This window comes from Streptomyces sp. ISL-10 (assembly GCF_018614575.1).
Classification (GTDB): Bacteria; Actinomycetota; Actinomycetes; order Streptomycetales; family Streptomycetaceae; genus Streptomyces.
In genome coordinates, this window is sequence record NZ_JAGGOJ010000011.1 from 103,931 (window position 1) to 123,323 (window position 19,393).

Here is a 19,393-nt window from a genome sequence, read left to right on the forward strand (position 1 = left end):
CCCGGGCCCACCCGACAGCCGGCCCCGGGCCCGGTGGGTCCCGCGCGGCCCGGCGCTACGCCCATGCCCATGCCCATGCCCGGGTGCCCGCGCGGCCGGTGGCCCCGCGCGGCCCGGCGCACCCCATGCCCCTGCCCAGGCCTGGACGCCCGCGCGGCCCGGCGCACCCCATGACCGGCCCCGCCCTCCCGGAACGCCCTACCTCGGCGACGGGCCCACGATGCCGCGGATCACGCCCAGTTCCGCGAGGTCCTGGGGGCGGAGGCGGAGTTGGGCGGCCGTCTGGGGGGCGTGGGCCGCAGGGCGCTTGAGGATCGCCGCGGCGAGTTCCGGAGCGATCACCGAGAAGTAGCTGTTCGGCGTCGCCCACGTGTTGTCCGGGGTCGCCAGCGCCAGCGCGCCCCCCGAGCCGCCCTCGCCGATCAGCAGGCTCGTCAGCGGGGTGCGCGCCGCGGCCATCGCCGTGAACAGGTCCGCGATCGCCGCGCCCGCGCCCGCCCGTTCCGCCTCGGCGTCGTTGGCCGCGCCGGGCGTGTCCACCAGCGTCAGCACCGGCAGCCCGAAGCGGTCCGCCAGCCGCACCACCCGCGCGGCCGTACGGTAACCGGCCGGGCGGGTCGCCGTCCCCGTCTGGGCCACGTACGCCACCGGCCGGCCCTCACGCAGCCCGACCCCGCACAGCATCCCGGGGTCGTCGCCGCCGCACCGGTCACCGCGCAGCGGTTCGCGCCGGTTGAAGTAGTCGTCGAGGTACGCGCCGGCCCGCGGCCGGTCCGGCTCCCGGGCCGCCCGCACCGCATCCCAGCCGGAGCGCGGCAGCTGCCCCGCGTCGCCCAGGGCCCGCGGCGGGGCGGCGGCCTGCGCCGGGCCGTCCGATCCCAGTGCCGCCGCCCAGAAGGCGACCGTGTCGCGCAGCGCCTCGGGCCGTACGACCGCGTCGATCTGACCCGCAGCGAGCTGCCCCTCGGCCGTGTACGCCTCCGGGTCCGCGTCCGGCGGCCGTATGCGCGAGCCCGCGAAGCCGACCTGTGCGCCGGGCAGGGCGAGGATCACGTCTGCGCCCGCCCCGAGGGTCGCCCAACCGCCGCCCGTCGTCGGATCACGCAGCACGGCGATGTGCGGCACACCGGCCTCGCGCAGCAGCACGGCCGCGCGCGCCACCCGCTGGAGCTGGGCCAGCGCGATCATCCCCTCCTGCATCCGGCTGCCGCCCGTAGCGATCAGCGACACCAGCGGCCGCCGGTTCTCGCGGGCCAAGGCATACGCGGCCTGAAGCCGGTCCCCGGCGCGCTCGCTCAACGAACCGCCGAGAAAGCCGAATTCGAAGGAGACGACGACGCAGGGGCGGTCGCCGAGCGTCGCCTCGCCGTGGACGACGGACTCGGCCGAGCCGGTGCGCAGCGCCGCCCGTTCGCGTGCCGCGCCGTAGCCCTCCCAGTCCAGCGGGCCGTCGCCCGTGCCGGGCGGCTCGGCGATCTCGTGCTCGGTGAAGTCGTCGCAGACCAGCGCGATCGCCGCACGGGCGGTCATCCGCTCAGCCATGGAGCGCTCGCTTCATGATCTTGCCCATGTCATTGCGGGGGAGGACGTCGAGGAACCGCACCTCGCGCGGACGTTTGTGCGGGGCCAGCTGCGCCGCCACATGCGCGGTCACATCCTCGGCGGAGGGGGGTGCCTGGGGGTCGGCCGCCACGATCCACGCGACGATCCGCTCGCCCAGATCCGCGTCCGGCGCACCGGTGACCGCGGCCTCTCTCACCGAGGGGTGGTCGAGGAGGACGTTCTCGATCTCCCCGGCGCCGATCTTGTAACCGCCGCTCTTGATCAGGTCGGTCGCCTTGCGCCCCACGATCCGCACGTACCCGTCCGCGTCGCGCACCGCCATGTCCCCCGTGCGGAACCAGTCCCCGTCGAAGGCGGCCGCCGTCGCGTCGGGCCGGTTCAGGTACTCGGTGAACAGATGGTCGCCCCGCACCTGGATCTCGCCGATCGTCTCCCCGTCCCACGCCGTGATCTGTGTGCCGTCCTCGTCGACCAGCCGCAGCGAGACTCCGCGCAGGGGTACGCCGACCGTGCCGGGCCGTGCCTGCCCGTCCACCCGCACGCTCGTGTTCATCAGCGTCTCGGTCATGCCGTACCGCTCGATCACCCGCCGCCCGGTCGCCGCGGCGATCCGCTCGTGGTCCGGCAGCGGCAGCGCGGCCGACCCGGACACCAGCAGCCGTGCGCCGGCCAGCGCCTTCATGAGCTCCGCGTCGTCGTCGAGCGCCTCTGCGAGCCGGTGGTACATCGTCGGTACGCCGAACAGCATCGTGCCGCCCCGGCGGAGTTCACGGGCCACGCCTTCGGGAGTGAACCTGCCCAGGTGCCGTACCTCGCCGCCGCGACGCAACGGGCCGACGATGCCGAGGATCAGGCCGTGCACATGGAACAGCGGCAGCGCGTGCACCAGTACGTCGTCCGCGCTCCACTGCCAGGCGTCCTGGAGCGCGTCCAGTGTCGTGGCGACCGCGCGGCGCGGCAGTACGGCGCCCTTGGGCGGGCCGGTCGTGCCCGAGGTGTAGACGACGAAAGCGGGTGCGCCGGGCCCCGGTTCGCCGGCCGGTGCCTGCCCTTCGCCCGCCACGGGTACGTCGACGCGCTCCAACGAGCCGACACCGGCGGGCAGTTCGTCACCCGGCGCGGCCAGCAGCAGTGACGGCGCACTGTCGGACAGGATGTGCGCAAGCTCCCGCTCACCGGTCCTCGGGTTCAGCGGTACGACGGGTACACCGGCGAGCAGCGCCGCGACCGTGCCGACCGCGGTCTCCAGCGACGGCGTGGCCCACAGTGCGACCCGCCCGCCGTCCGCGGCCGGGCCGATCCGGGCCGCGAGGGCCCCGGCGGCACCGGCCAGCTGTCCGTAGGTCAGGGAGCGTTCCCCGAACCGCAGGGCGACCCGGTCGCCGTGGTCAGGGCCGTCGGCCGTCGGCGTCAGCGCCGGGAACAGGTAACTCACTCGTCGACCTCCTGGTGTCGCGTGCCGCACACACGGCAGGCTCATGGCAGTGCTTCCCGTCGCATCATTGTCTCCCCGGCGAGGGGAGGCACCGGAACCGGTCACTGCCACGCCGGGTCGTGGGTGCGGGGCTCAGGGAAGAGGAAGCGCGATGTTCACGGCGTAGACGGCGACGAGTCCGAAACCGATCCGGAAGGTCCACGCACGGGCGGTGTCGGAGATACGGGCACCGGCGTATCCACCGGCCGCCACGAGGAACTGTTGCCAGGCGAGCGAGGCGACCAGGACGCCCCCGACGAACACGGCACCGGCCGCGCCGTTTTGGAGGGCCGCTCCCTGCGCGGTGGTGAGGGCGGCGAAGTACAGCGCGGTCGTGGGATTGACGGCCGTGAGCGCGGCGAATTGGGCGAACACCCGGCCGGGCCGCGGCCGCGCGACCGGCTCGGCCCGCCCGGCGAGCCGGCCTGCGGTGACGGGACCGTGCGGGAAACGCACAGCCCCGGCCTGCCCGCCGAGAGGCGGCACCAGGCTCTCCGCGTCTGCCCGCCCCGCCGCTGCCACGTCGCGGCCCGACTCCGTCGGTGCGACGTACGGACCCGGCCGGCCCGCGTCCGTGCCCAGGCCCGTCTCCGTGTCTCGGCCCGGGTCCGGCTGCTGGAGCGCCTCCGCGGCCCGGCCCGGGTTCGCCGGCCGGAGGTGCTGCCCGCTCTCCGCCCCCGCCGGAGCACCGCGCCCGCGCACCGAGGACCACAGGCCGTGCGCCGCGATGCCCGCCAGGATCAGGGCCGACGCCAGCCGTACCCATGCCTCCACGCCCGACAGCGCCGATGCCACCAGTGGGCCCAGCGCCGTGGCCAGCGCCGCGTACGCCATGTCGACCACCGCCACCGCCGACGCCGCGGCCATCGCGGTGCCGCGGCTGCGCATCGACTCCTGGACCAGCAGCACGCCGATCGCGCCAACCGGTACCGCCACTCCCAGTCCGGCCACCGCGCCCGCCGCGGCCGTCGTCCAGATGTCCGTCATGGGCACACCGTGATGCGTCGGCCGACGCTCCCGCGGTCGTATATCGGCCTCGGCTGCGACAATCGCGGTATGGACGGTCTCGACAGCGAAATCCTCGGGGTGCTGCGGAAGGATGCGCGGATCTCCTACCGCGATCTCGGCGTCCGTGTCGGGCTGAGCGCCAACGCCGCCGCCGACCGGGTGCGCCGGATGGTCCGCGACGGGGTCATCCGCGGCTTCACCACGATCGTCGACCCGACGGCCGGCCCGCGGCCCGGTCTCGTCGTCTTCATCGACATCACCCTGCGCCTGGACACGACGAACGAGGAGTTCGAGCAGGCCGTGCTCAAACTGCCGGGCATCACCGAGGTCGTCCATGTCACCGGCGCGCACGACTATCTCGTACGGGCCACGGCCGCAGACGCGGCCGAGCTCGACATGCTGCTGCGCACCCTCAAGCGGGAGGCCGGAGTCGCCCAGTCCAGCACCCGTATCGCCCTGCGGGACGCCCGGGCCTCCGCTGCCGGGGCGAGTACCGGGTGAGAGCGGTGGGCCGGCCGCCGTCCTCGCGGAGCCTGTCGTCCGTGACCCGCAGCCGCACCCCGGGCACGCTGTCGGCGAGCGACCCGGTCGCGTCGACCTCCCCGTCGACCCCCGAGACGTCCGGCCGCCGGTGCGCGGCGGCCGGCGCGCCGCGCAGCGCCGAGAGCAGCCGCTCGTTGACCGGCGCCGCACCAGGCGTCGTCGGCCCCGGCCCGGGCCGGGACGTCGCCGCCACCGGGCTCATGGGCCGCTCCTCAGTGGCCCTCGACGGCGGGGAGCTCGTCAGCGACGCCGTCGTCCCGGAGGTCCGCAGCGGAGGAGGAAGGGGAGGAGGAAGGGGAGGCGGACGCGGCGCTGACAGACGGCAGGCCGTGCGCGTAGGAATCCGTGCCGTCGGAGCCGAGACCGGAGCTCGGACCGATGTCGCGGTCGGAGCGGTCGGAGTAATCGGTGAGGGGGTCCAGCACGAGGGGCTGGATCTTGCCCTCCAGCATCGCGCCGAGGCCAAGGATCGTGCAGGCGTCGGGACGCTCGGCGATCTGCACCGACATGCCGGTCGCCTCGTGCAGCATCTGGTCGAGGCCCGGCAGCAGCGCACTGCCGCCGACCATCATGATGCCGCGGTCGACGAGGTCGGCGACCAGGTCCGGTGGGCAGTTGCGCAGCACCTTGCCGATGCCGTCGAGGACCGAGGTGAGGGGCGTGTGGATGGCCTCCCGTACGGCGGCGGTGTCGACGCGCACCGAGCGGGCGAGCCCGGTGGCCACGTCCCGGCCGTGGATCTCGGTGGACGCCGGGCCCTGCGGCGTGAGGCCGTTGCCGCGCAGCGCCAGTTGAAGGGGGCGTACGGACTGGCTGGGCAGCATCAGCTCGTGCCGGTGGCGCAGGTGCTGGATCACCGCGTAGTCGACGGCGTTGCCGCCGACCGGGACGCGCTCGGCCGTGACGATGGAGCCGAGTGACAGGACCGCGATCTGGGTGGTCGCCGCCCCGCACACCATGATCATGGTCGCGGTGGGCTGCTCGACCGGCAGCCCGCAGCCCACGGCCGCGGCGATCAGCGTGTCCACGAGCTCGACACGGCGCGCGCCGAGACCGACCAGCGTCTCGACAGTGGCGCGCTGCGCCAGCGGGTCGGAGTCGTGCGGAGTGCTCGCGGCGGCACGCAGCCGGGGCTTGCGGCGAAGCTGGCGGCGGAGCTTCTCGCCCAGCAGATGGCGCAGCATTCGCTGGGCCATCTCGATGTCGACGACGGTTCCCCCGGTCACGGGCCGGGCGACGCGGATGTAGTCGGGTGTGCGGCCCGTCATCTTCTCGGCGAGCGTACCGACCGCGATCAGCGCGCCGGTACGGGTGTTCACGGCGGCGACGCTGGGCTCGTCGACGACAAGACCCCGGCCCTTCACGAAGACGCGGGTCCTGGCGGCCCCCAGGTCGACGGCGACATGGCAACGGCGCAGCTGGTCAAGGCTGACGGTCACGGCAGATCCTCCCGAGTGCGGTACTTGTTCGTATCGTCCGATCGCACGGGGACGTGCGCGCGCTGGGCTGCGCCGGTCGGGGGCGTACCGGTCCGACGCTCAGCCGGACGGGGGCAGGACCGGGGGTCGGGTCCGGCCCGGTCACGGGAGCGGGCCCGCTGTTGTCGTTCCGTCGGACGGGGCGCAGAACCGGAGGTCGGGGCCGGCCCGATTACGAGAGGAGGGAACGTTGTTGTCGCTCCGTCAGGTGGGGCGCAGGAAGGGGCCGTCGGCACCGGCCCGGTCGCTGCTGTCGTTCCGTCAGATGAGGCGCTGCAGCAGTCCCCAGGTGAACTCGGCGATTTGCTCGCCCTCGCCGGGCGGGGTGAAGGCCAGCCGCCATCGCGTCGGCGCCGACCCCTCCAGGGGGCGGACCGGTGCGAACGCCCTCGCCACCTCGTCGACCGTGCACGACCAGGGCGTCAGATCCGCCGTCGTCCGCAGCTCGGGGCCGGCCGCCCCCGGTGCCCGTACGAGCCACTCGTTCCACACCGCGCCCTTGTCCGCGGCCAGGACCTCGAAGCGCAGGTCGGGCCAGAGCGGGAGGGGCCACAGCAGCGCGTCGCACTCGAGGTCGCCGATCCGCCGGTGCTCGACCGACTCGGGTTCGCCGAGCACCGAGCGGTACCGAGTCAGGGCACCGCGTCCACGGGGTGCGCGGACCATGGCCTGCCAGCGGCGGTTCGCCTCCCGCATCCGCGCCTGTGGGACGCCGAGCGTGCGCCGGGCATCGTCGACGAGGTCCGGCTGATGGTCGGCCATCCGGCGCAGCAGTACGAGCTGGAAGTCGAGCGGTCCGAAGGGGGCACCTGTACTCATGCCCGACATCCTGCCGCCCAGGACGCGACGGCACGTGCGAGAGGGCTCGCCGGGGAAGTGAAGATTCCACACAAGATCCTCACAGTCTTACCCACCGCCCGTCCTCTGGTGCCGCATACTCTCCGGAAGCCATGGATTACTGCCACCCGTGCGGACGGCACCTCAACGGCGCGCTGGCCTGTGCCGGGTGCGGCACCCCCGTCGAGGAGCTTCGCCGCCACACCACCAGCGCGCCCGACCCGGGCCACGTCTACGAGCTCGACGTGGAGCCCGAGCCGGCGCACCCCGGGCCGCGTGCGGCGCGCCGCCAGGCGCAGTCGCGCCGCAAGCCCGTGCCCACCGGACGCCGGGCGCGCAAGAAGCGCGGGCGCAAGGTGATCATGGGGACGTTCGGGCTGGTGCTGGCGGCGGGGGCGCTGAGCCTCGCGGAGCTCGCGATCGAGGGGTCCGGCGACGACGGGGCGGCCACCACGGTGAAGGAACAGGATGTCGTCGAGACGGAGACGATCGAGCCGTCGGCCCTGGAGGACACCCCGGACGGTCCGGGCGAGGTGAGCGAGCAGCCGGTGACGTCCTCCGGCTCCCCGCGACCGGCCAGGAGCGCCACCGGGTCCGGCAAGGGCACCGGCGCGCCCGCCGCCGGACAGACCGGTGACGTCGGTGACGGTGACGGCGGAGCCGGCCCTGAGCCCTCCGCGTCCGAGTCGGCCGGTGACGGCGCCTCTCCCTCCGCGACGGACGGTCCTCGAGACGACGACGACCCCTCGGCGAGCGATGGGCCGTCCTCCGGTACGGGAAACCCGGAGCCGCCGCAGCAGGAACCGCCGCCACCGGAGCCCTCGCCCTCGGAGACCTGCGAACGCTTCCTGTGGTGGTGCGTCTGACGCCGGCGGGACCGGCGTGCCCCTTGCTTCCTGGGCTGCTTCAGTCCAGGGGCCGGTCCGCCGGCTCCTGAGCCTTGGGTCTGGTCCGCGGGGCCGGTCCGCCGGCTCTTCAGTCCTGGGGCCGGTCGTCGTCGCGCTCGCCCAGCATCCGCCTGAGCAGGTCCCTCAGCGCCGTCCGCTCCTCGGCGGACAGCTCAGCCAGCGGTTCGCGTGCGAAGTCCAGCGACGAGCGCAGCTGTCGTGCCGTGCCGCGCCCTTCCTGGGTGGCCGCGGCCAGCTTCACCCTGCGGTCGCCCGGGTCGGGGCGCCGCTCCACCAGGCCGCGGGCCTCCAGCCGGTCCACGATGCCCGTGATGTTCGACGGCTCGCACTTCAGCTTCTGCGCGATACGGCGCATGGGCAGCGGCTCCAGGGTCAGCAGCCCCAGCACGCGGGCCTGCGCGCCGGTGAGGGAGTGCTCGGCCGCCGCCTGCTCGTACTCGTCGTGGTAACGGGCCACGACGGAGCCGATGAGCTCGATGACTTCGAGGGTGAGGGGGTCTGTTCCATGGGGGGCCATAGGTGCCAGGATACCCAGATACTTGACAGTCTAAAATATTCAGGCGCATGGTTGTTTCAGTTACTGAAGCATTCTTTGGAGGCAACCGGCATGTCCGCTCTTCCCGCGTCCGGCCGTGAATGGCACCTCGTCGCCCGCCCGCATGGCTGGCCCAAGCCCGAAGACTTCGCCCTGCGTGAGGCGGAGGTCACCGAGCCGGGTGAGGGCCGGGTCCTCGTGCGCAATCTGTACTTCTCGGTCGACCCGTACATGCGGGGCCGGATGAACGACGTGAAGTCCTACGTCCCGCCGTTCCAGCTCGACCACCCCATGGAGGGCGGCGCTGTCGGCGAGGTCGTCGCGTCGAACGCCGAGGGCTTCGCGGTCGGCGACCACGTGCTGCACGGCCTCGGCTGGCGGGAGTACGCGAGCGTGCCCGCGCAGCACGCCGTCAAGGTCGACGCGTCGCTGGCACCGCTCTCCGCGTACCTCGGCGTGCTCGGCATGACCGGTCTGACCGCCTACGCGGGCCTGTTCGAGGTGGCGTCCTTCAAGGAGGGCGACACGGTCTTCGTCTCCGGCGCCGCCGGGGCCGTGGGCAGCCAGGTCGGCCAGATGGCCCGGATCAAGGGAGCCGCGCGTGTCATCGGCTCGGCCGGCTCCTTCGAGAAGGTCAAGCGCCTGATCGAGGAGTACGGGTTCGACGCCGCGTTCAACTACAAGGACGGCCCGGTGGCCCAGCAGCTGAAGCAGGCCGCCCCCGACGGCATCGACGTCTACTTCGACAACGTCGGCGGGGACCACCTGGAGGCCGCCATCTCCTCCTTCAACGTCGGGGGCAGGGCGACCATCTGCGGAATGATCGCCCAGTACAACGACACGGAGCCGGCCCCCGGACCGCGCAACCTCGCTCTGATCATCGGCAAGCGGCTGCGCCTGCAGGGCATGCTGGTGAACGACCACTCCGCGCTCCAGCCGCAGTTCGTCCAGGACGTCGCGGGCTGGATCGCCTCCGGCGAGCTGAAGTACGACGAGACCGTCGTCGAGGGCATCGAGAACGGCTACGACGCCTTCACCGGTCTGCTGCGCGGCGAGAACACCGGAAAGATGATCGTTTCTCTCGCCTGACACGTCACCCGTTAGGCTCTTCCCCAGCCGTCGCGATCGTGGGCGCGAGTCGCGGCGAACCAGCAGGAGGAAGACGTCATGTCCATCTCGCAGTCCGAGGTGCTCTACACCGCTGTCGCCACCGCGGAGAACGGCCGAGACGGCCGCGTCGCCACGCACGACGGCACCCTCGACTTCGTCGTGACCCCGCCCAAGGAGCTGGGCGGCAGCGGCACCGGGACCAACCCGGAGCAGCTGTTCGCCGCCGGTTACAGCGCCTGCTTCCAGCAGGCCCTCGTCGTCGTCGCCCGCCAGGAGAAGGCGGACATCTCCGGATCGACGGTCACCGCCGAGGTCGGACTGGGCAAGAACGACGACGGCTTCGGCCTGATCGTCAAGCTGTCCGCGAGCATCCCGAACGTGGACGCCACCACGGCCAAGGACCTCATCGAGAAGGCCCACCAGGTCTGCCCGTACTCCAAGGCGACCCGCGGCAACATCACGGTCGACCTCGCCGTCTGACACGACCGACGGCAAAGGGCCGTACCCCCGAGCGGGGTACGGCCCTCGTCGCATGTTCAGCGGGTCAGCAGCCGTTCAGCGGGTCAGCAGCGCCCGGCCGATCTGCGCGAACACACCCTTCGGGTGCGCCCGGAACAGCGGCTCCGTGCCGAACAGCACCACCGGTGCTCCGGCCTTCGACGTACCCGAGACGATCGACGCCCGGCCCGCCGCGTCCGTCGGGCCGCCCTTGCCGTCATCGGCCGCGCGCCAGTGCCCGGACACCAGCGGGTTCCCGGAGCCGTACGACTGCTCCGCCCGCACACCGCTGCCCAGGCCGGTGAACCAGCCCGGCGAGTAGACGAACGTGTGCGCAGGGGCGCCGCCCGTGATCGGCCCGCCGGCGTTGGCCACCCGCACCACGCCGTTGGCGTCGCCGTTGCCCGCCACCGCGGTCACTTCCAGCAGCGACGCGGCCGCGTTGAACGCCGCACCCTGCCCGCCGAGTCCGACCACCGTGACACCACTCGCGTCGAATGCCGCCCGGGCCGCCGGTGTCAGCTTCGCGTGGTCCAGGTCGGAGGAGACGAACAGAGCGTCCACCGAGGACCAGTCGAAGCCCGCGTTGAGCACGTCCGTCGAGACGGGCACCACCGCGAAGCCCATCTCCCGCAGCGCGAACAGCTCTCCCGGAGTGACGGCCGCGGCGACCCTGGTGCGGTGCAGCGCCGTCGTGCCGTGGCCGTCCACCCGGTCGAACGCGACCCCGAGCCGGTCCGCCAGCACTCGTGCCGCACCCCGCGCCGAGCCGGGCACGACCGCCGAACCGTCGTTCGCCCGCCGTACCCGGACACCCTGCGCCAGCAGGGAGTTGAGGGCCGCGATCTCCTTCGGGTCGTCGAGGCGCAGCCGCAGGTCGCCGTACGGGGCGACCCGGCCGGTCGGCGAAGCGGCGTGCACCGTGCGGGTGGGCACCCGCGGCGCGGCAGAGACGGACGTGGCCACGGTCGCGCCCCACAGCCGGCCGAGGCTCCAGCCCGAGATGTCGTACATGACCGAGACATCCGCACTGATGTCACGACCGTCGGCAAGGATCACATTGGCCAGACCGCGCTTGGGCTGGTGCATGTCGACGACGTACGAACCGGCCGGGTACGCGCGCCCCTGAAGCCGGAAGGGCGTACGGGCCTGCTCCACGCGGACGTCGTTGGCGAGGAGGTGGTCGACCAGTCGGGCCGCCGCCACCGCCGACCTCTGGGAGCGTCCGGCCGGGATCACATAGGCGCGCGGGAAGGTCGCCGTGTACACGTCCTCGGGTCCGATGCCCGGCACGCCCGGCACGGTCTCCTCCGACACCGGCCGCTGCGCCTCGCCCGCGGCGCCCCGCCGGAACGTCTCGATCTGATCGGCGATCACCGACGTGCGGTGCGTGTGCGTGTAGTCGAGCGTCGCCCGCATCGCGGCGCCCGCGATGTCCGTGTTGACGGCGGCCCGGCGGCGCAGCTCCGCGGCCGGCAGCGCGTCGTAGTCACGGTTGTTGACCCGCATCGGGAACTCGATCGTGTGGGAGGCCACCGCGCCGTGGAACGGCATGTACTGCGGGGTGAAGATGGGCGGCCAGTCGTCCCAGCCCTCCTTCTCGTCCCGGAACGGGATGACAGCCGGCCGCACCCCGTCCTTGTCGGGGGTGTAGCCGAGGCCGTTGACGGCCTTCTCCATGCCGAGGGCGTTGGCGTAGGCGTTCTTCAGGAAGAGGTCGTACTCGTAGTTCTCGCCGTGCGGCGGGGTCGTCGGCTCGATCAGCGTGCCGTTGACATAGCCGTGCAGATCCAGCATCACCGCCGGCTGCTTCTCGATCGCGATCCGCCGGATGGCACGGGTCTCGGGCTGGGTCGCGGTGATGAAGTCCCGGTTCAGGTCGAAGCCGCCCGCGTTGGCGCGGGTGCCCGCGATCCGGCCGTCCGGATTGGCGGTCACGTTCAGATGGATGCGGTTCTTCGCGAGCAGGTCGGCGGTCCGGGCGTCGTTCGCCTTCGCCAGCTCCTCGATGAGCTTCAGCGCGGCGTCCGTGCCCTCCCACTCGTTGCCGTGGATGTTGTTGTTGATGAACACGGGAGTCTTGTACGCGGCGGCGATGCGCCGGTCCCCGGCCGCGGCCGCCGGCGCGTTCTCGATCCGCTCCCGCATCCGCTCCTGCTCACGGGCCTGGGCGGCGCTCTCCGGGGCGGTCACGGTGACGAGATACAGCTCGTGCCCGCTCGCCGAATGGCCCGCGACCTCGACGCTGACCCGGTCGCCCAGCTGCTGCAGGGCGTTGAGCCGCGGCGCGAGAGAGTGGTACGGGGCCAGTCCCAGCTTGATGGACTTGTCGTCCGGGTTCACCGGCGGGACGTCGAGCGTCGTCTCGCGCGGATAGCCGCCGGTCCTCGCCTGCCGGTCGGACGCCGTGTCGAGCGCGTTGGCGGCGGTCGACGCGGGAGCCCTGGCCGGCCCGGTGTCACGTCCGCCGCCCTCCCGCACGGGGTGCGGCCGGGGCTCGTCCCGGCCCGGGGCCGCGGTCGCGGCCGGGGTTAAGAGCGCGGCACCCGCGAGTGCGGCCGCGAGAGTGGCGGTGATCAGAACGGGTCGGGATGATCCCATGCGGTACGGACCTTTCGAACGCCGGAAGGAATCGGTTGACGATCAGTTAGGCGAGGTCTACCGGTTCGGCTCCCGAACAACAAGAGCACCACCGATAAGCTGTGCGCATGCGTGATCTCGGGGCGGGTTTCGGTTATCTGATGCAGGGCCAGCGGTGGGTCGGCAGGCATGGACGCTGGTTCGGCTTCGGACTGCTGCCCGGCCTGGTCACCCTCGTGCTGTACGCGGCGGCGCTCGCCGGTCTCGCCTGGGGCGCCGGCGACCTCGTCGCGTGGGCGACGCCGTTCGCCGACGACTGGTCCTCTCCGTGGCAGGGCGTCCTGCGGGGCACGCTGACGGCGTTCGCCTTCGTCTTCGGCCTGTTCCTCGCGGTGATCACCTTCACGGCGGTGACCCTGCTGGTCGGCCAGCCCTTCTACGAGTCCCTGTCCGAACACGTCGACCGCACCGAGGGCGGCGACGTCCCCAGCTCCGGTCTGCCGCTGTGGCGTGAACTGTGGATCTCCGCACGCGACTCGGTGCGCATCCTGGTGCGCGTCGTCTGCTACGGCGTGCTGCTCTTCGCCTGTGGCTTCATCCCGGTCGTCGGCCAGACCGTCGTGCCCGTGGTCGGCTTCTGCGTCTCCGGCTTCTTCCTCACCGAGGAGCTGACCGCGGTCGCGCTCCAGCGGCGCGGCGTCGAACTGAAGGAGCGGCTGCGGCTGTTGCGCGGCCGGCGGCTGCTCGTCCTCGGCTTCGGGGTGCCGCTCACGCTGGCGTTCCTCGTCCCGTTCGTGGCGGTGTTCCTGATGCCGGGCGCGGTCGCGGGCGCGACCTTGATGGCACGCGACCTGGTGTCCCCGCCGGACGAGGACGGCCCTGCCCTCGCGGGCCAGGCCCACCCCGGCCAGGCCCCGTACGGATTCCGCAAGGGCTGAGCCGCCAGGGGCGTCACGCGTCATGGCCCGGCCGAGATCCGTCAGACACCCCCAGGCGGTACGTCAGCCCGCGGCCAGCTCCACGACCGCGACGCCCGCCGCGCTCCGCCCCGCGTCCGCGAGCAGAGTGCCGTCCGGGCCCCAGACCGCGCTGCCGCCCCGGCACTCGCCCTCGTCGCCGGTGCCGATCTGGTTGGCGAGGAGGACGTACAGGCCGTTGTCCCGGGCGCGCGCCGGATACACCTTCTCGAACGAGTCGTTGTCCACGGCCAGGACCGAACTTGCCACGTACACACGGCAGTCGTCCGCCTTCGCGCGCCCGGCGAGCTCGGGGAACCGGTTGTCGTAGCAGATCGCGACCGAGAAGCGGACCCCGCCGAGCTCGAAACGGCCCTCCTCGGCGCCCGCGGTGAACACCTCCGATTCCGCGCCGTACAGATGCGTCTTGTCGTAGCGGGCGAGCAGTCCGCCGTCCGGACCGATCACCAGCGCCGAGATCGTCGGCCGGTCGCCGTCCGCGCGGGCCGCGCAGCCGACCAGGGCCGCGGTCGCGGTCGTACGGCACGCCTCCCGCACCGGCTCCAGCCGGGGATCGTCCTCGGCCAGCCACATGCCGGGGTCCGCGGCGATCGGAGCCAGGGCGTAGCTCTGGGCAGCGAGCTCGCAGAACGCCACGAACCGCGCGCCCCGCGCGCCCGCTTCGTGGACCAGGGCGGCCATGCTGCCGACATTGGCTTCGATGTCGCCGGGAACGGACGGGAACTGCGCTGCTGCGATCCTCATGCCGCCCATCATCGCCGTCTCGTCATCAGGGAGAAAACCACAAACCGGTTGAACGCGGAGCGACTCCTCGCCAGCATCACCGTATGACCGAAGTGATCGCAGTTGCCGTCATCACCGTCCTCGCCGTCATCAGCCCCGGCGCCGACTTCGCCATGGTGGTGCGCAACAGTTGCCTGTACGGCCGCACGACGGGCATGTTCGCCGCCGCCGGGGTCGCGGCGGGCGTGCTCGTGCACGTCACGTACACGATGCTCGGCGTCGGACTGCTGATCGCCTCGTCCACCGAGCTGTTCACCGCCATCAAGATCGCGGGCGCCGCCTATCTCGTCTACATCGGCCTGCGCACCTTCACCGCCCGGACCGAGGTCACCGTCGACCTGGAGCGGAACACGCAGGGGCTGACCCCGCTGGGTGCGCTGCGCGGCGGCTTCCTGACCAATGTCCTCAACCCGAAGACGACCCTCTTCGTCGTCTCCACCTTCACGCAGGTCGTCGGACCGGACACCGCGTCCTGGCAGCAGGCCGGCTACGGGCTGTTCATGTCGGTGGCACACCTCGGCTGGTTCGGGCTCGTCGCCCTGTTCTTCTCGCAGTCCCGGCTGCGTGCCGCCCTGCTGCGGCGCCAGCGTGCCCTCAACCGGGCGATCGGGTCCGTGCTCGTGGGTCTCGGCGTCACTCTGGGTTTCGCCCGCTGAACGCGTCGGCCACGCCTGGACTCCCGGACGGGGCCATCACGGGGCGTCAGCCGACCCGGAGCGCCGTGCCGTCGATCACGAAACGACGTCCGCAGCCGGGAGCCCTCGGTGCCGGTGAACGAGAGCGTCACCGTCTGTCCCGCGTACGCGGCGAGGCCGAAGCCGCGCTGTGCGCAGCCGCTCGCCGCATGGAGGCTGGAGTACGTCGCGAGGAACACCCATCCCGCCCGTACGGCAGGCGCTCACGGTCCGCCGCTCCTCATCACTGCGCGCGCCGCGGCCTCGACGTCCGTCGGGTCGCCGAGTCCCGCCCCGGGCCCGTACCGCCGGGCGGACCCGCGTGGCACACCGGCGCGGCCGACCCGCCTCACGTCGGCGGACGACGGAGAGTTCCGCCTCCAAGCGCCCGATGTCGCCGCGGGGAACGCCGTTCGAGATCGTGGCCACGCGCTGCGGCAAGTGCTGTCGGGCGCCCGCCCGCCCGCCAGACCGGCCCGGGCCTGGGACGGCCCCCTGGACCCCGCGCCGCCCGGACGCACGGGCGCATGCACGGCACCCTGACCGGGCCGCCCGGTGTGTGGATGCCGCCGCCGAAGCCCCGCGCCACGTCCAGCCGGACGCCGTCCTGATCGTGCCGGAGCAACGTGCCGGAGTGAGACGGAGCCGGAGGCTGTGCCGCCTGCCGCGTCAGGCCGGTGGCTCGGCCGCCGTGATGTTGCGGTACGCGATCTCGGCGAGCCGCCCCTGCCCGTCACGGCTGGGATGGAACCAGTCCCACCGGCTCAACTGCTCACCGCTGAACCGGAAGTCGAACACGGCACCGCCGTCGTAACGACAGCGTTCGTCCTCGGCGCAGACGTCCTTCATGACCGTGTTGTACGCGACGATCCGCTGCCGCACCGCGTCCCGGCGCTGCTCTGCCGCCGGACTGGTGTCCTCCGCCTCACCCAGCATCGACGAACAGATGCCGAGCCTCCAGATCTGCCGGCCGAGCGGATCGGCGCGGCCCGTCGACCACAGGCGCTTGAGGTCCGGCACGCTCGACACATACACCTGGGCCTTGGGCGCGTCCTTGCGCAGCCGGGCCATCGATGCCTCGAACGACGTACGGAACGCGTCGACAGGGGTCATCCGCTCCGCCGTGTCGGCGCAGGCGTCGTTCGCGCCGACCATCACGGTGACCAGGTCCGGCTCGTGCGCGGCCGCCGCGGCCATCTGCGCTGGCAGGTCGGCGACATCGGCGCCGGAGCGGGCGTGGTTCCAGCTGCGGGACGCGATGCCGGACGGCCCGAGCAGGCGCAGCGCGAGGCTGTTCACCGCGGCGTCCGTGCCCGTGGCCCAGGACACCTCCGGGCAGTCGGTGAGCACGGCGCAGGCGTCGAAACCCCGGGTGATGGAGTCGCCGACCGCGGCGAGCGAGTGCGGCGTGCGGTCCCAGAGGGGGGTGGTGCTCGGCGAGGGACGGGAGGTCGCGGAACCAGGACGTGCACCGTTCGGTGACGATGAGTCACATGCAGTCAGTGAGGCGGCGCAAAGGCCGGCGAGCACGACGGCGATCATCCCCGCCCCGCGCCTGCGGTGCGTCCTCTCGCGCTGCCGCATCCCCTGATTCTCCTCACCTGACCCGGCGGTCCGACTCCTGCCGAGTGAAAGCTTCGTGCGTACGGGCCCGGGACCGACAGTACGTCACCCCTGGCAGCCCCCCGCACGGTAGCGTTTTCCCGTCGCCCCAGAGGCACCCCGCCCATCGGCGCCAGTAAATTACATCACGTCAGATGCTGTCCCTTTTGCGGAGTTCTGCCCCCGATGCTGTTTACTGAGGCCGCTGGGAAGGTGATCCTCGTCCCACACTGGAGGTCCCGGTGACGACACGTGGTGTTCTGTACGTTCACTCCGCACCGCGCGCGCTGTGCCCGCACGTCGAGTGGGCGGTCGCGGGAGTGCTCGGTGTGCGCGTCCAGCTGGACTGGATCCGCCAGCCCGCATCGCCAGGCACCTGGAGAGCGGAGTTCTCCTGGCGCGGCGAGGCCGGGACGGCCTCCAAGCTGGCGTCGGCGCTGCGCGGCTGGCATCTGCTGCGCTTCGAGGTGACGGCGGAGCCGTGCGCGACGGCGGAGGGCGAACGCTACAGCGCGACTCCCGAGCTGGGCATCTTCCATGCGGTGACGGGCATGCACGGCGACATCCTGGTCCCCGAGGACCGCCTGCGCGCCGCGCTGGCGCGGTCGTCCCAGGGGGAGACCGACCTGGAGGCCGAGATCGCGAAGCTGCTCGGCAAGCCCTGGGACGACGAACTGGAGCCCTTCCGCTACGCGGGCGAGGGCGCGCCGGTCCGCTGGCTGCACCAGGTCGTCTGACCCCGGCCCCCGGCTCCACCCGGGGCCCGCCGGCGTTGCCGGCCCGGGGCGTCTCCGCGTCCGGCAGTGTGCGCGTGCGGTGCGGGCGCCGTTGTTGGAGACGGGTGGGCCGCTGCGCGGGGCTGTTCCCCTACCCGCCCTCCCCCTGGGCCGGGCGGCGTGGGTGGTACCCCCGTCCCCGCTGTACCGATGTGCGGCTCCGCGCGTGGCCGGGCTCTCCCTGGACCCGTGCCGCGCTTCGCGCGCTGTCCTCACACTCCTCCTACGGCCTGCCGGCCGTAGGACGTTCCCCCGAACGGGCTGACTTTGTCAGCCCGTTCGGCGTTTGAAGCGCGGGGGGTACGGGGGGCGGAGCGCCCCGGTAAAGCCGGGCGGGGCGGGGAACGCGACGAGGCCCGCGCCCCCACCGGGGGGCGCGGGCCTCGTTCGAAGAATCAGACCGTCCGGAACGCCAGCACCACGTTGTGGCCGCCGAAGCCGAACGAGTTGTTGATCGCCGCGATCGTGCCCTCCGGCAGCGCGCGCGGTTCACCGCGGACGATGTCCGCGTCCACCGTCTCGTCGAGGTCGTCGATGTTGATCGTCGGCGGGGCCGTGCGGTGGTGCAGCGCGAGCACCGTCGCCACCGTCTCGATACCGCCCGCGCCACCCAGCAGGTGACCGGTCATCGACTTCGTCGCGGACACCGCGACATGGTCCAGGTCGTCGCCGAGGACGCTGCGCAGCGCCTTGATCTCCGCGACGTCACCCTGCGGTGTCGAGGTCGCGTGCGCGTTCAGGTGCACGACCTCGGACGGCTTGAGGTCCGTCGTCTCCAGCAGGTGCCGCAGCGCGGAGGCGATACCGCGGCCCGTCGGCTCCGGCTGCGCGATGTGGTGGCTGTCCGCGGACAGGCCCTGGCCCAGCACCTCGCAGTAGACCTTCGCGCCGCGCGCGGCCGCGTGCTCCGCCGACTCGAGGACCACGACGCCCGCGCCCTCGCCGAGGACGAAACCGTCGCGTGCCGTGTCGTAGGGCCGCGAGGCCTTCGTCGGCTCGTCGTTGTTCTTGGACATCGCCATCATGTTGGCGAACGCGGCGATCGGCAGCGGGTGGATCGCCGCCTCGGTGCCGCCCGCGACGACCACATCGGCACGGCCGGTGCGGATCATCTCGACGGCGTAGCCGATCGCCTCGGCGCCCGACGCGCACGCCGAGACCGGGGTGTGCACGCCCGCCTGGGCGTTCACCTCCAGGCCGACGTTGGCGGAAGGGCCGTTCGGCATCAGCATGGGGACGGTGTGCGGGGAGACGCGGCGTACGCCCTTCTCCTTGAGCACGTCGTACTGGTCGAGCAGGGTCGTCACGCCGCCGATGCCGGAGGCGATCACCGTGCCCAGCCGCGCGGGGGCGACGGCGTCGTCCTCGCCCGCGGGGGCGGTGAAGCCGGCGTCGGTCCACGCCTCGCGCGCCGCGATCACGGCGAACTGCGCGGAGCGGTCCAGCTTGCGGGCCAGCGGGCGCGGCAGCACCTCGCCCGGGTCGACCGCGGCCGGCGCGGCGATGCGCACCGGGAGCTCGGCGAAGCGCTCGCCCTCCAGGAGCCGGACTCCGGAACGCCCGGCGATCATGCCTTCCCAGGTCGATGCGCTGTCGCCACCCAACGGTGTGGTTGCGCCGATACCGGTGACGACCACGGTGCGATTGGTCGAGTTCACAGGAATTCTTTCTCCACGTGTAGGGGGTGCGGAATGTGCACGGCGCCACCGCTGGGCGGCGACGAGCGCGTCAGTCTCAGGCCTGGTGCTTGAGGATGTAGTCCGCGGCGTCGCCGACGGTCTTCAGGTTCTTCACGTCCTCGTCCGGGATCTTGACGTCGAAGCGCTCTTCGGCGGCGACGACGACCTCGACCATGGACAGCGAGTCGACGTCCAGGTCGTCGGTGAAGGACTTGTCCAGCTGGACGTCCTCGACCGGGATACCGGCGATCTCGTTGACGATGTCGGCGAGACCCGAAACGATCTCTTCCTGCGTGGCGGCCATGTTGGCGCTCCTTCGGTGTGTATCAGAGGGTGTGGCTGTAGCCGTCCGGAAGATCCGTACGGGT

Annotated in this window: 17 protein-coding genes and 1 pseudogene; 7 read left to right on the plus strand and 11 right to left on the minus strand. The window is 72.5% G+C overall.

Features of this window, described 5'->3' with window-relative positions:
• Positions 1-198: 198 nt before the first annotated feature.
• The 3 genes from J7E88_RS13090 to J7E88_RS36775 form a co-directional block, all read right to left on the minus strand.
• The gene (locus tag J7E88_RS13090) at positions 199-1,542 is read right to left on the minus strand and encodes a carboxyl transferase domain-containing protein (protein WP_215180409.1); all 1,344 of its coding nucleotides are present in this window, start codon (positions 1,540-1,542) and stop codon (positions 199-201) included.
• On the minus strand, positions 1,535-2,998 hold the full coding sequence (locus J7E88_RS13095) for an acyl-CoA synthetase (protein WP_215180411.1): 1,464 nt from the start codon (positions 2,996-2,998) through the stop codon (positions 1,535-1,537). The genes J7E88_RS13090 and J7E88_RS13095 overlap by 8 nt, the downstream gene beginning before the upstream one ends.
• Positions 2,999-3,130: 132 nt before the next feature.
• Entirely contained in the window at positions 3,131-4,024 is an 894-nt protein-coding gene (locus tag J7E88_RS36775; RefSeq protein WP_215180413.1) for a hypothetical protein, read from the minus strand.
• Between the two features lie 69 nt (positions 4,025-4,093).
• On the opposite strand from J7E88_RS36775, the gene J7E88_RS13105 reads away from it, so the two are divergent.
• Complete coding sequence (locus tag J7E88_RS13105) at positions 4,094-4,546, plus strand: Lrp/AsnC family transcriptional regulator (RefSeq protein ID WP_215180415.1); 453 nt, start codon at positions 4,094-4,096, stop codon at positions 4,544-4,546.
• A 452-nt stretch (positions 4,547-4,998) separates the two neighbouring features.
• Here the strand turns inward: J7E88_RS13105 and J7E88_RS13110 are convergent.
• A pseudogene (locus tag J7E88_RS13110) lies at positions 4,999-6,027 on the minus strand (rod shape-determining protein); the annotation flags it as partial.
• A gap of 300 nt (positions 6,028-6,327) precedes the next feature.
• Positions 6,328-6,885: a hypothetical protein gene (locus J7E88_RS13115; RefSeq protein ID WP_215180417.1), complete on the minus strand. Its 558-nt coding sequence runs from the start codon at positions 6,883-6,885 to the stop codon at positions 6,328-6,330.
• Positions 6,886-7,016: 131 nt separating this feature from the next.
• Here J7E88_RS13115 and J7E88_RS13120 point away from each other — a divergent pair, with 131 nt between their 5' ends.
• Positions 7,017-7,769, plus strand: coding sequence for a hypothetical protein (locus J7E88_RS13120; protein ID WP_215180419.1), 753 nt, complete (start codon positions 7,017-7,019; stop codon positions 7,767-7,769).
• A 109-nt stretch (positions 7,770-7,878) separates the two neighbouring features.
• Here the strand turns inward: J7E88_RS13120 and J7E88_RS13125 are convergent, their stop codons facing one another.
• On the minus strand, positions 7,879-8,328 hold the full coding sequence (locus J7E88_RS13125) for a MarR family winged helix-turn-helix transcriptional regulator (RefSeq protein WP_215180421.1): 450 nt from the start codon (positions 8,326-8,328) through the stop codon (positions 7,879-7,881).
• Positions 8,329-8,418: 90 nt separating this feature from the next.
• On the opposite strand from J7E88_RS13125, the gene J7E88_RS13130 reads away from it, so the two are divergent.
• A complete protein-coding gene (locus tag J7E88_RS13130) occupies positions 8,419-9,435 on the plus strand; it encodes an NADP-dependent oxidoreductase (protein ID WP_215180422.1) in 1,017 nt (338 codons plus the stop codon).
• Between the two features lie 78 nt (positions 9,436-9,513).
• On the plus strand, positions 9,514-9,936 hold the full coding sequence (locus J7E88_RS13135; RefSeq protein ID WP_215180424.1) for an organic hydroperoxide resistance protein: 423 nt from the start codon (positions 9,514-9,516) through the stop codon (positions 9,934-9,936).
• Positions 9,937-10,011: 75 nt separating this feature from the next.
• Here J7E88_RS13135 and J7E88_RS13140 read toward each other — a convergent pair whose 3' ends face one another.
• Positions 10,012-12,555, minus strand: a complete 2,544-nt coding sequence (locus J7E88_RS13140) for a M14 family zinc carboxypeptidase (protein WP_215180426.1) — start codon at positions 12,553-12,555, stop codon at positions 10,012-10,014.
• Between the two features lie 107 nt (positions 12,556-12,662).
• Between J7E88_RS13140 and J7E88_RS13145 the strand changes: the two genes are divergently transcribed.
• Complete coding sequence (locus J7E88_RS13145; RefSeq protein WP_215180429.1) at positions 12,663-13,472, plus strand: EI24 domain-containing protein; 810 nt, start codon at positions 12,663-12,665, stop codon at positions 13,470-13,472.
• A gap of 63 nt (positions 13,473-13,535) precedes the next feature.
• Here J7E88_RS13145 and J7E88_RS13150 read toward each other — a convergent pair whose 3' ends face one another.
• A complete protein-coding gene (locus tag J7E88_RS13150) occupies positions 13,536-14,255 on the minus strand; it encodes a carbon-nitrogen hydrolase family protein (RefSeq protein WP_215180431.1) in 720 nt (239 codons plus the stop codon).
• Positions 14,256-14,338: 83 nt separating this feature from the next.
• Here J7E88_RS13150 and J7E88_RS13155 point away from each other — a divergent pair, with 83 nt between their 5' ends.
• Entirely contained in the window at positions 14,339-14,950 is a 612-nt protein-coding gene (locus J7E88_RS13155; RefSeq protein WP_215180433.1) for a LysE family translocator, read from the plus strand.
• 687 nt (positions 14,951-15,637) lie between these two features.
• Here the strand turns inward: J7E88_RS13155 and J7E88_RS13160 are convergent.
• Complete coding sequence (locus J7E88_RS13160) at positions 15,638-16,552, minus strand: GDSL-type esterase/lipase family protein (RefSeq protein ID WP_251022553.1); 915 nt, start codon at positions 16,550-16,552, stop codon at positions 15,638-15,640.
• A gap of 260 nt (positions 16,553-16,812) precedes the next feature.
• Between J7E88_RS13160 and J7E88_RS13165 the strand changes: the two genes are divergently transcribed.
• Positions 16,813-17,307, plus strand: coding sequence for a DUF3145 domain-containing protein (locus J7E88_RS13165; RefSeq protein WP_215180435.1), 495 nt, complete (start codon positions 16,813-16,815; stop codon positions 17,305-17,307).
• Between the two features lie 434 nt (positions 17,308-17,741).
• Here the strand turns inward: J7E88_RS13165 and J7E88_RS13170 are convergent, their stop codons facing one another.
• Together J7E88_RS13170 and J7E88_RS13175 are read right to left on the minus strand one after the other, a co-directional pair.
• Complete coding sequence (locus tag J7E88_RS13170; RefSeq protein WP_215180437.1) at positions 17,742-19,004, minus strand: beta-ketoacyl synthase; 1,263 nt, start codon at positions 19,002-19,004, stop codon at positions 17,742-17,744.
• Positions 19,005-19,080: 76 nt separating this feature from the next.
• Positions 19,081-19,329 carry an acyl carrier protein gene (locus J7E88_RS13175; RefSeq protein WP_215180438.1) on the minus strand — a complete coding sequence of 83 codons (249 nt, stop codon included), beginning with the start codon at positions 19,327-19,329 and terminating at the stop codon, positions 19,081-19,083.
• Positions 19,330-19,393 lie beyond the last annotated feature (64 nt).

Bases quoted from the DNA above. Each gene is read 5' to 3' on its own strand.
- J7E88_RS13090 (WP_215180409.1), bottom strand. From the start codon at position 1,542: ATGGCTGAGCGGATGACCGCCCGTGCGGCGATCGCGCTGGTCTGCGAC.
- J7E88_RS36775 (WP_215180413.1), bottom strand. From the start codon at position 4,024: ATGACGGACATCTGGACGACGGCCGCGGCGGGCGCGGTGGCCGGACTG.
- J7E88_RS13105 (WP_215180415.1), top strand. From the start codon at position 4,094: ATGGACGGTCTCGACAGCGAAATCCTCGGGGTGCTGCGGAAGGATGCG.
- J7E88_RS13115 (WP_215180417.1), bottom strand. From the start codon at position 6,885: ATGAGTACAGGTGCCCCCTTCGGACCGCTCGACTTCCAGCTCGTACTG.
- J7E88_RS13120 (WP_215180419.1), top strand. From the start codon at position 7,017: ATGGATTACTGCCACCCGTGCGGACGGCACCTCAACGGCGCGCTGGCC.
- J7E88_RS13125 (WP_215180421.1), bottom strand. From the start codon at position 8,328: ATGGCCCCCCATGGAACAGACCCCCTCACCCTCGAAGTCATCGAGCTC.
- J7E88_RS13130 (WP_215180422.1), top strand. From the start codon at position 8,419: ATGTCCGCTCTTCCCGCGTCCGGCCGTGAATGGCACCTCGTCGCCCGC.
- J7E88_RS13135 (WP_215180424.1), top strand. From the start codon at position 9,514: ATGTCCATCTCGCAGTCCGAGGTGCTCTACACCGCTGTCGCCACCGCG.
- J7E88_RS13140 (WP_215180426.1), bottom strand. From the start codon at position 12,555: ATGGGATCATCCCGACCCGTTCTGATCACCGCCACTCTCGCGGCCGCA.
- J7E88_RS13145 (WP_215180429.1), top strand. From the start codon at position 12,663: ATGCGTGATCTCGGGGCGGGTTTCGGTTATCTGATGCAGGGCCAGCGG.
- J7E88_RS13150 (WP_215180431.1), bottom strand. From the start codon at position 14,255: ATGAGGATCGCAGCAGCGCAGTTCCCGTCCGTTCCCGGCGACATCGAA.
- J7E88_RS13155 (WP_215180433.1), top strand. From the start codon at position 14,339: ATGACCGAAGTGATCGCAGTTGCCGTCATCACCGTCCTCGCCGTCATC.
- J7E88_RS13160 (WP_251022553.1), bottom strand. From the start codon at position 16,552: ATGCGGCAGCGCGAGAGGACGCACCGCAGGCGCGGGGCGGGGATGATC.
- J7E88_RS13175 (WP_215180438.1), bottom strand. From the start codon at position 19,329: ATGGCCGCCACGCAGGAAGAGATCGTTTCGGGTCTCGCCGACATCGTC.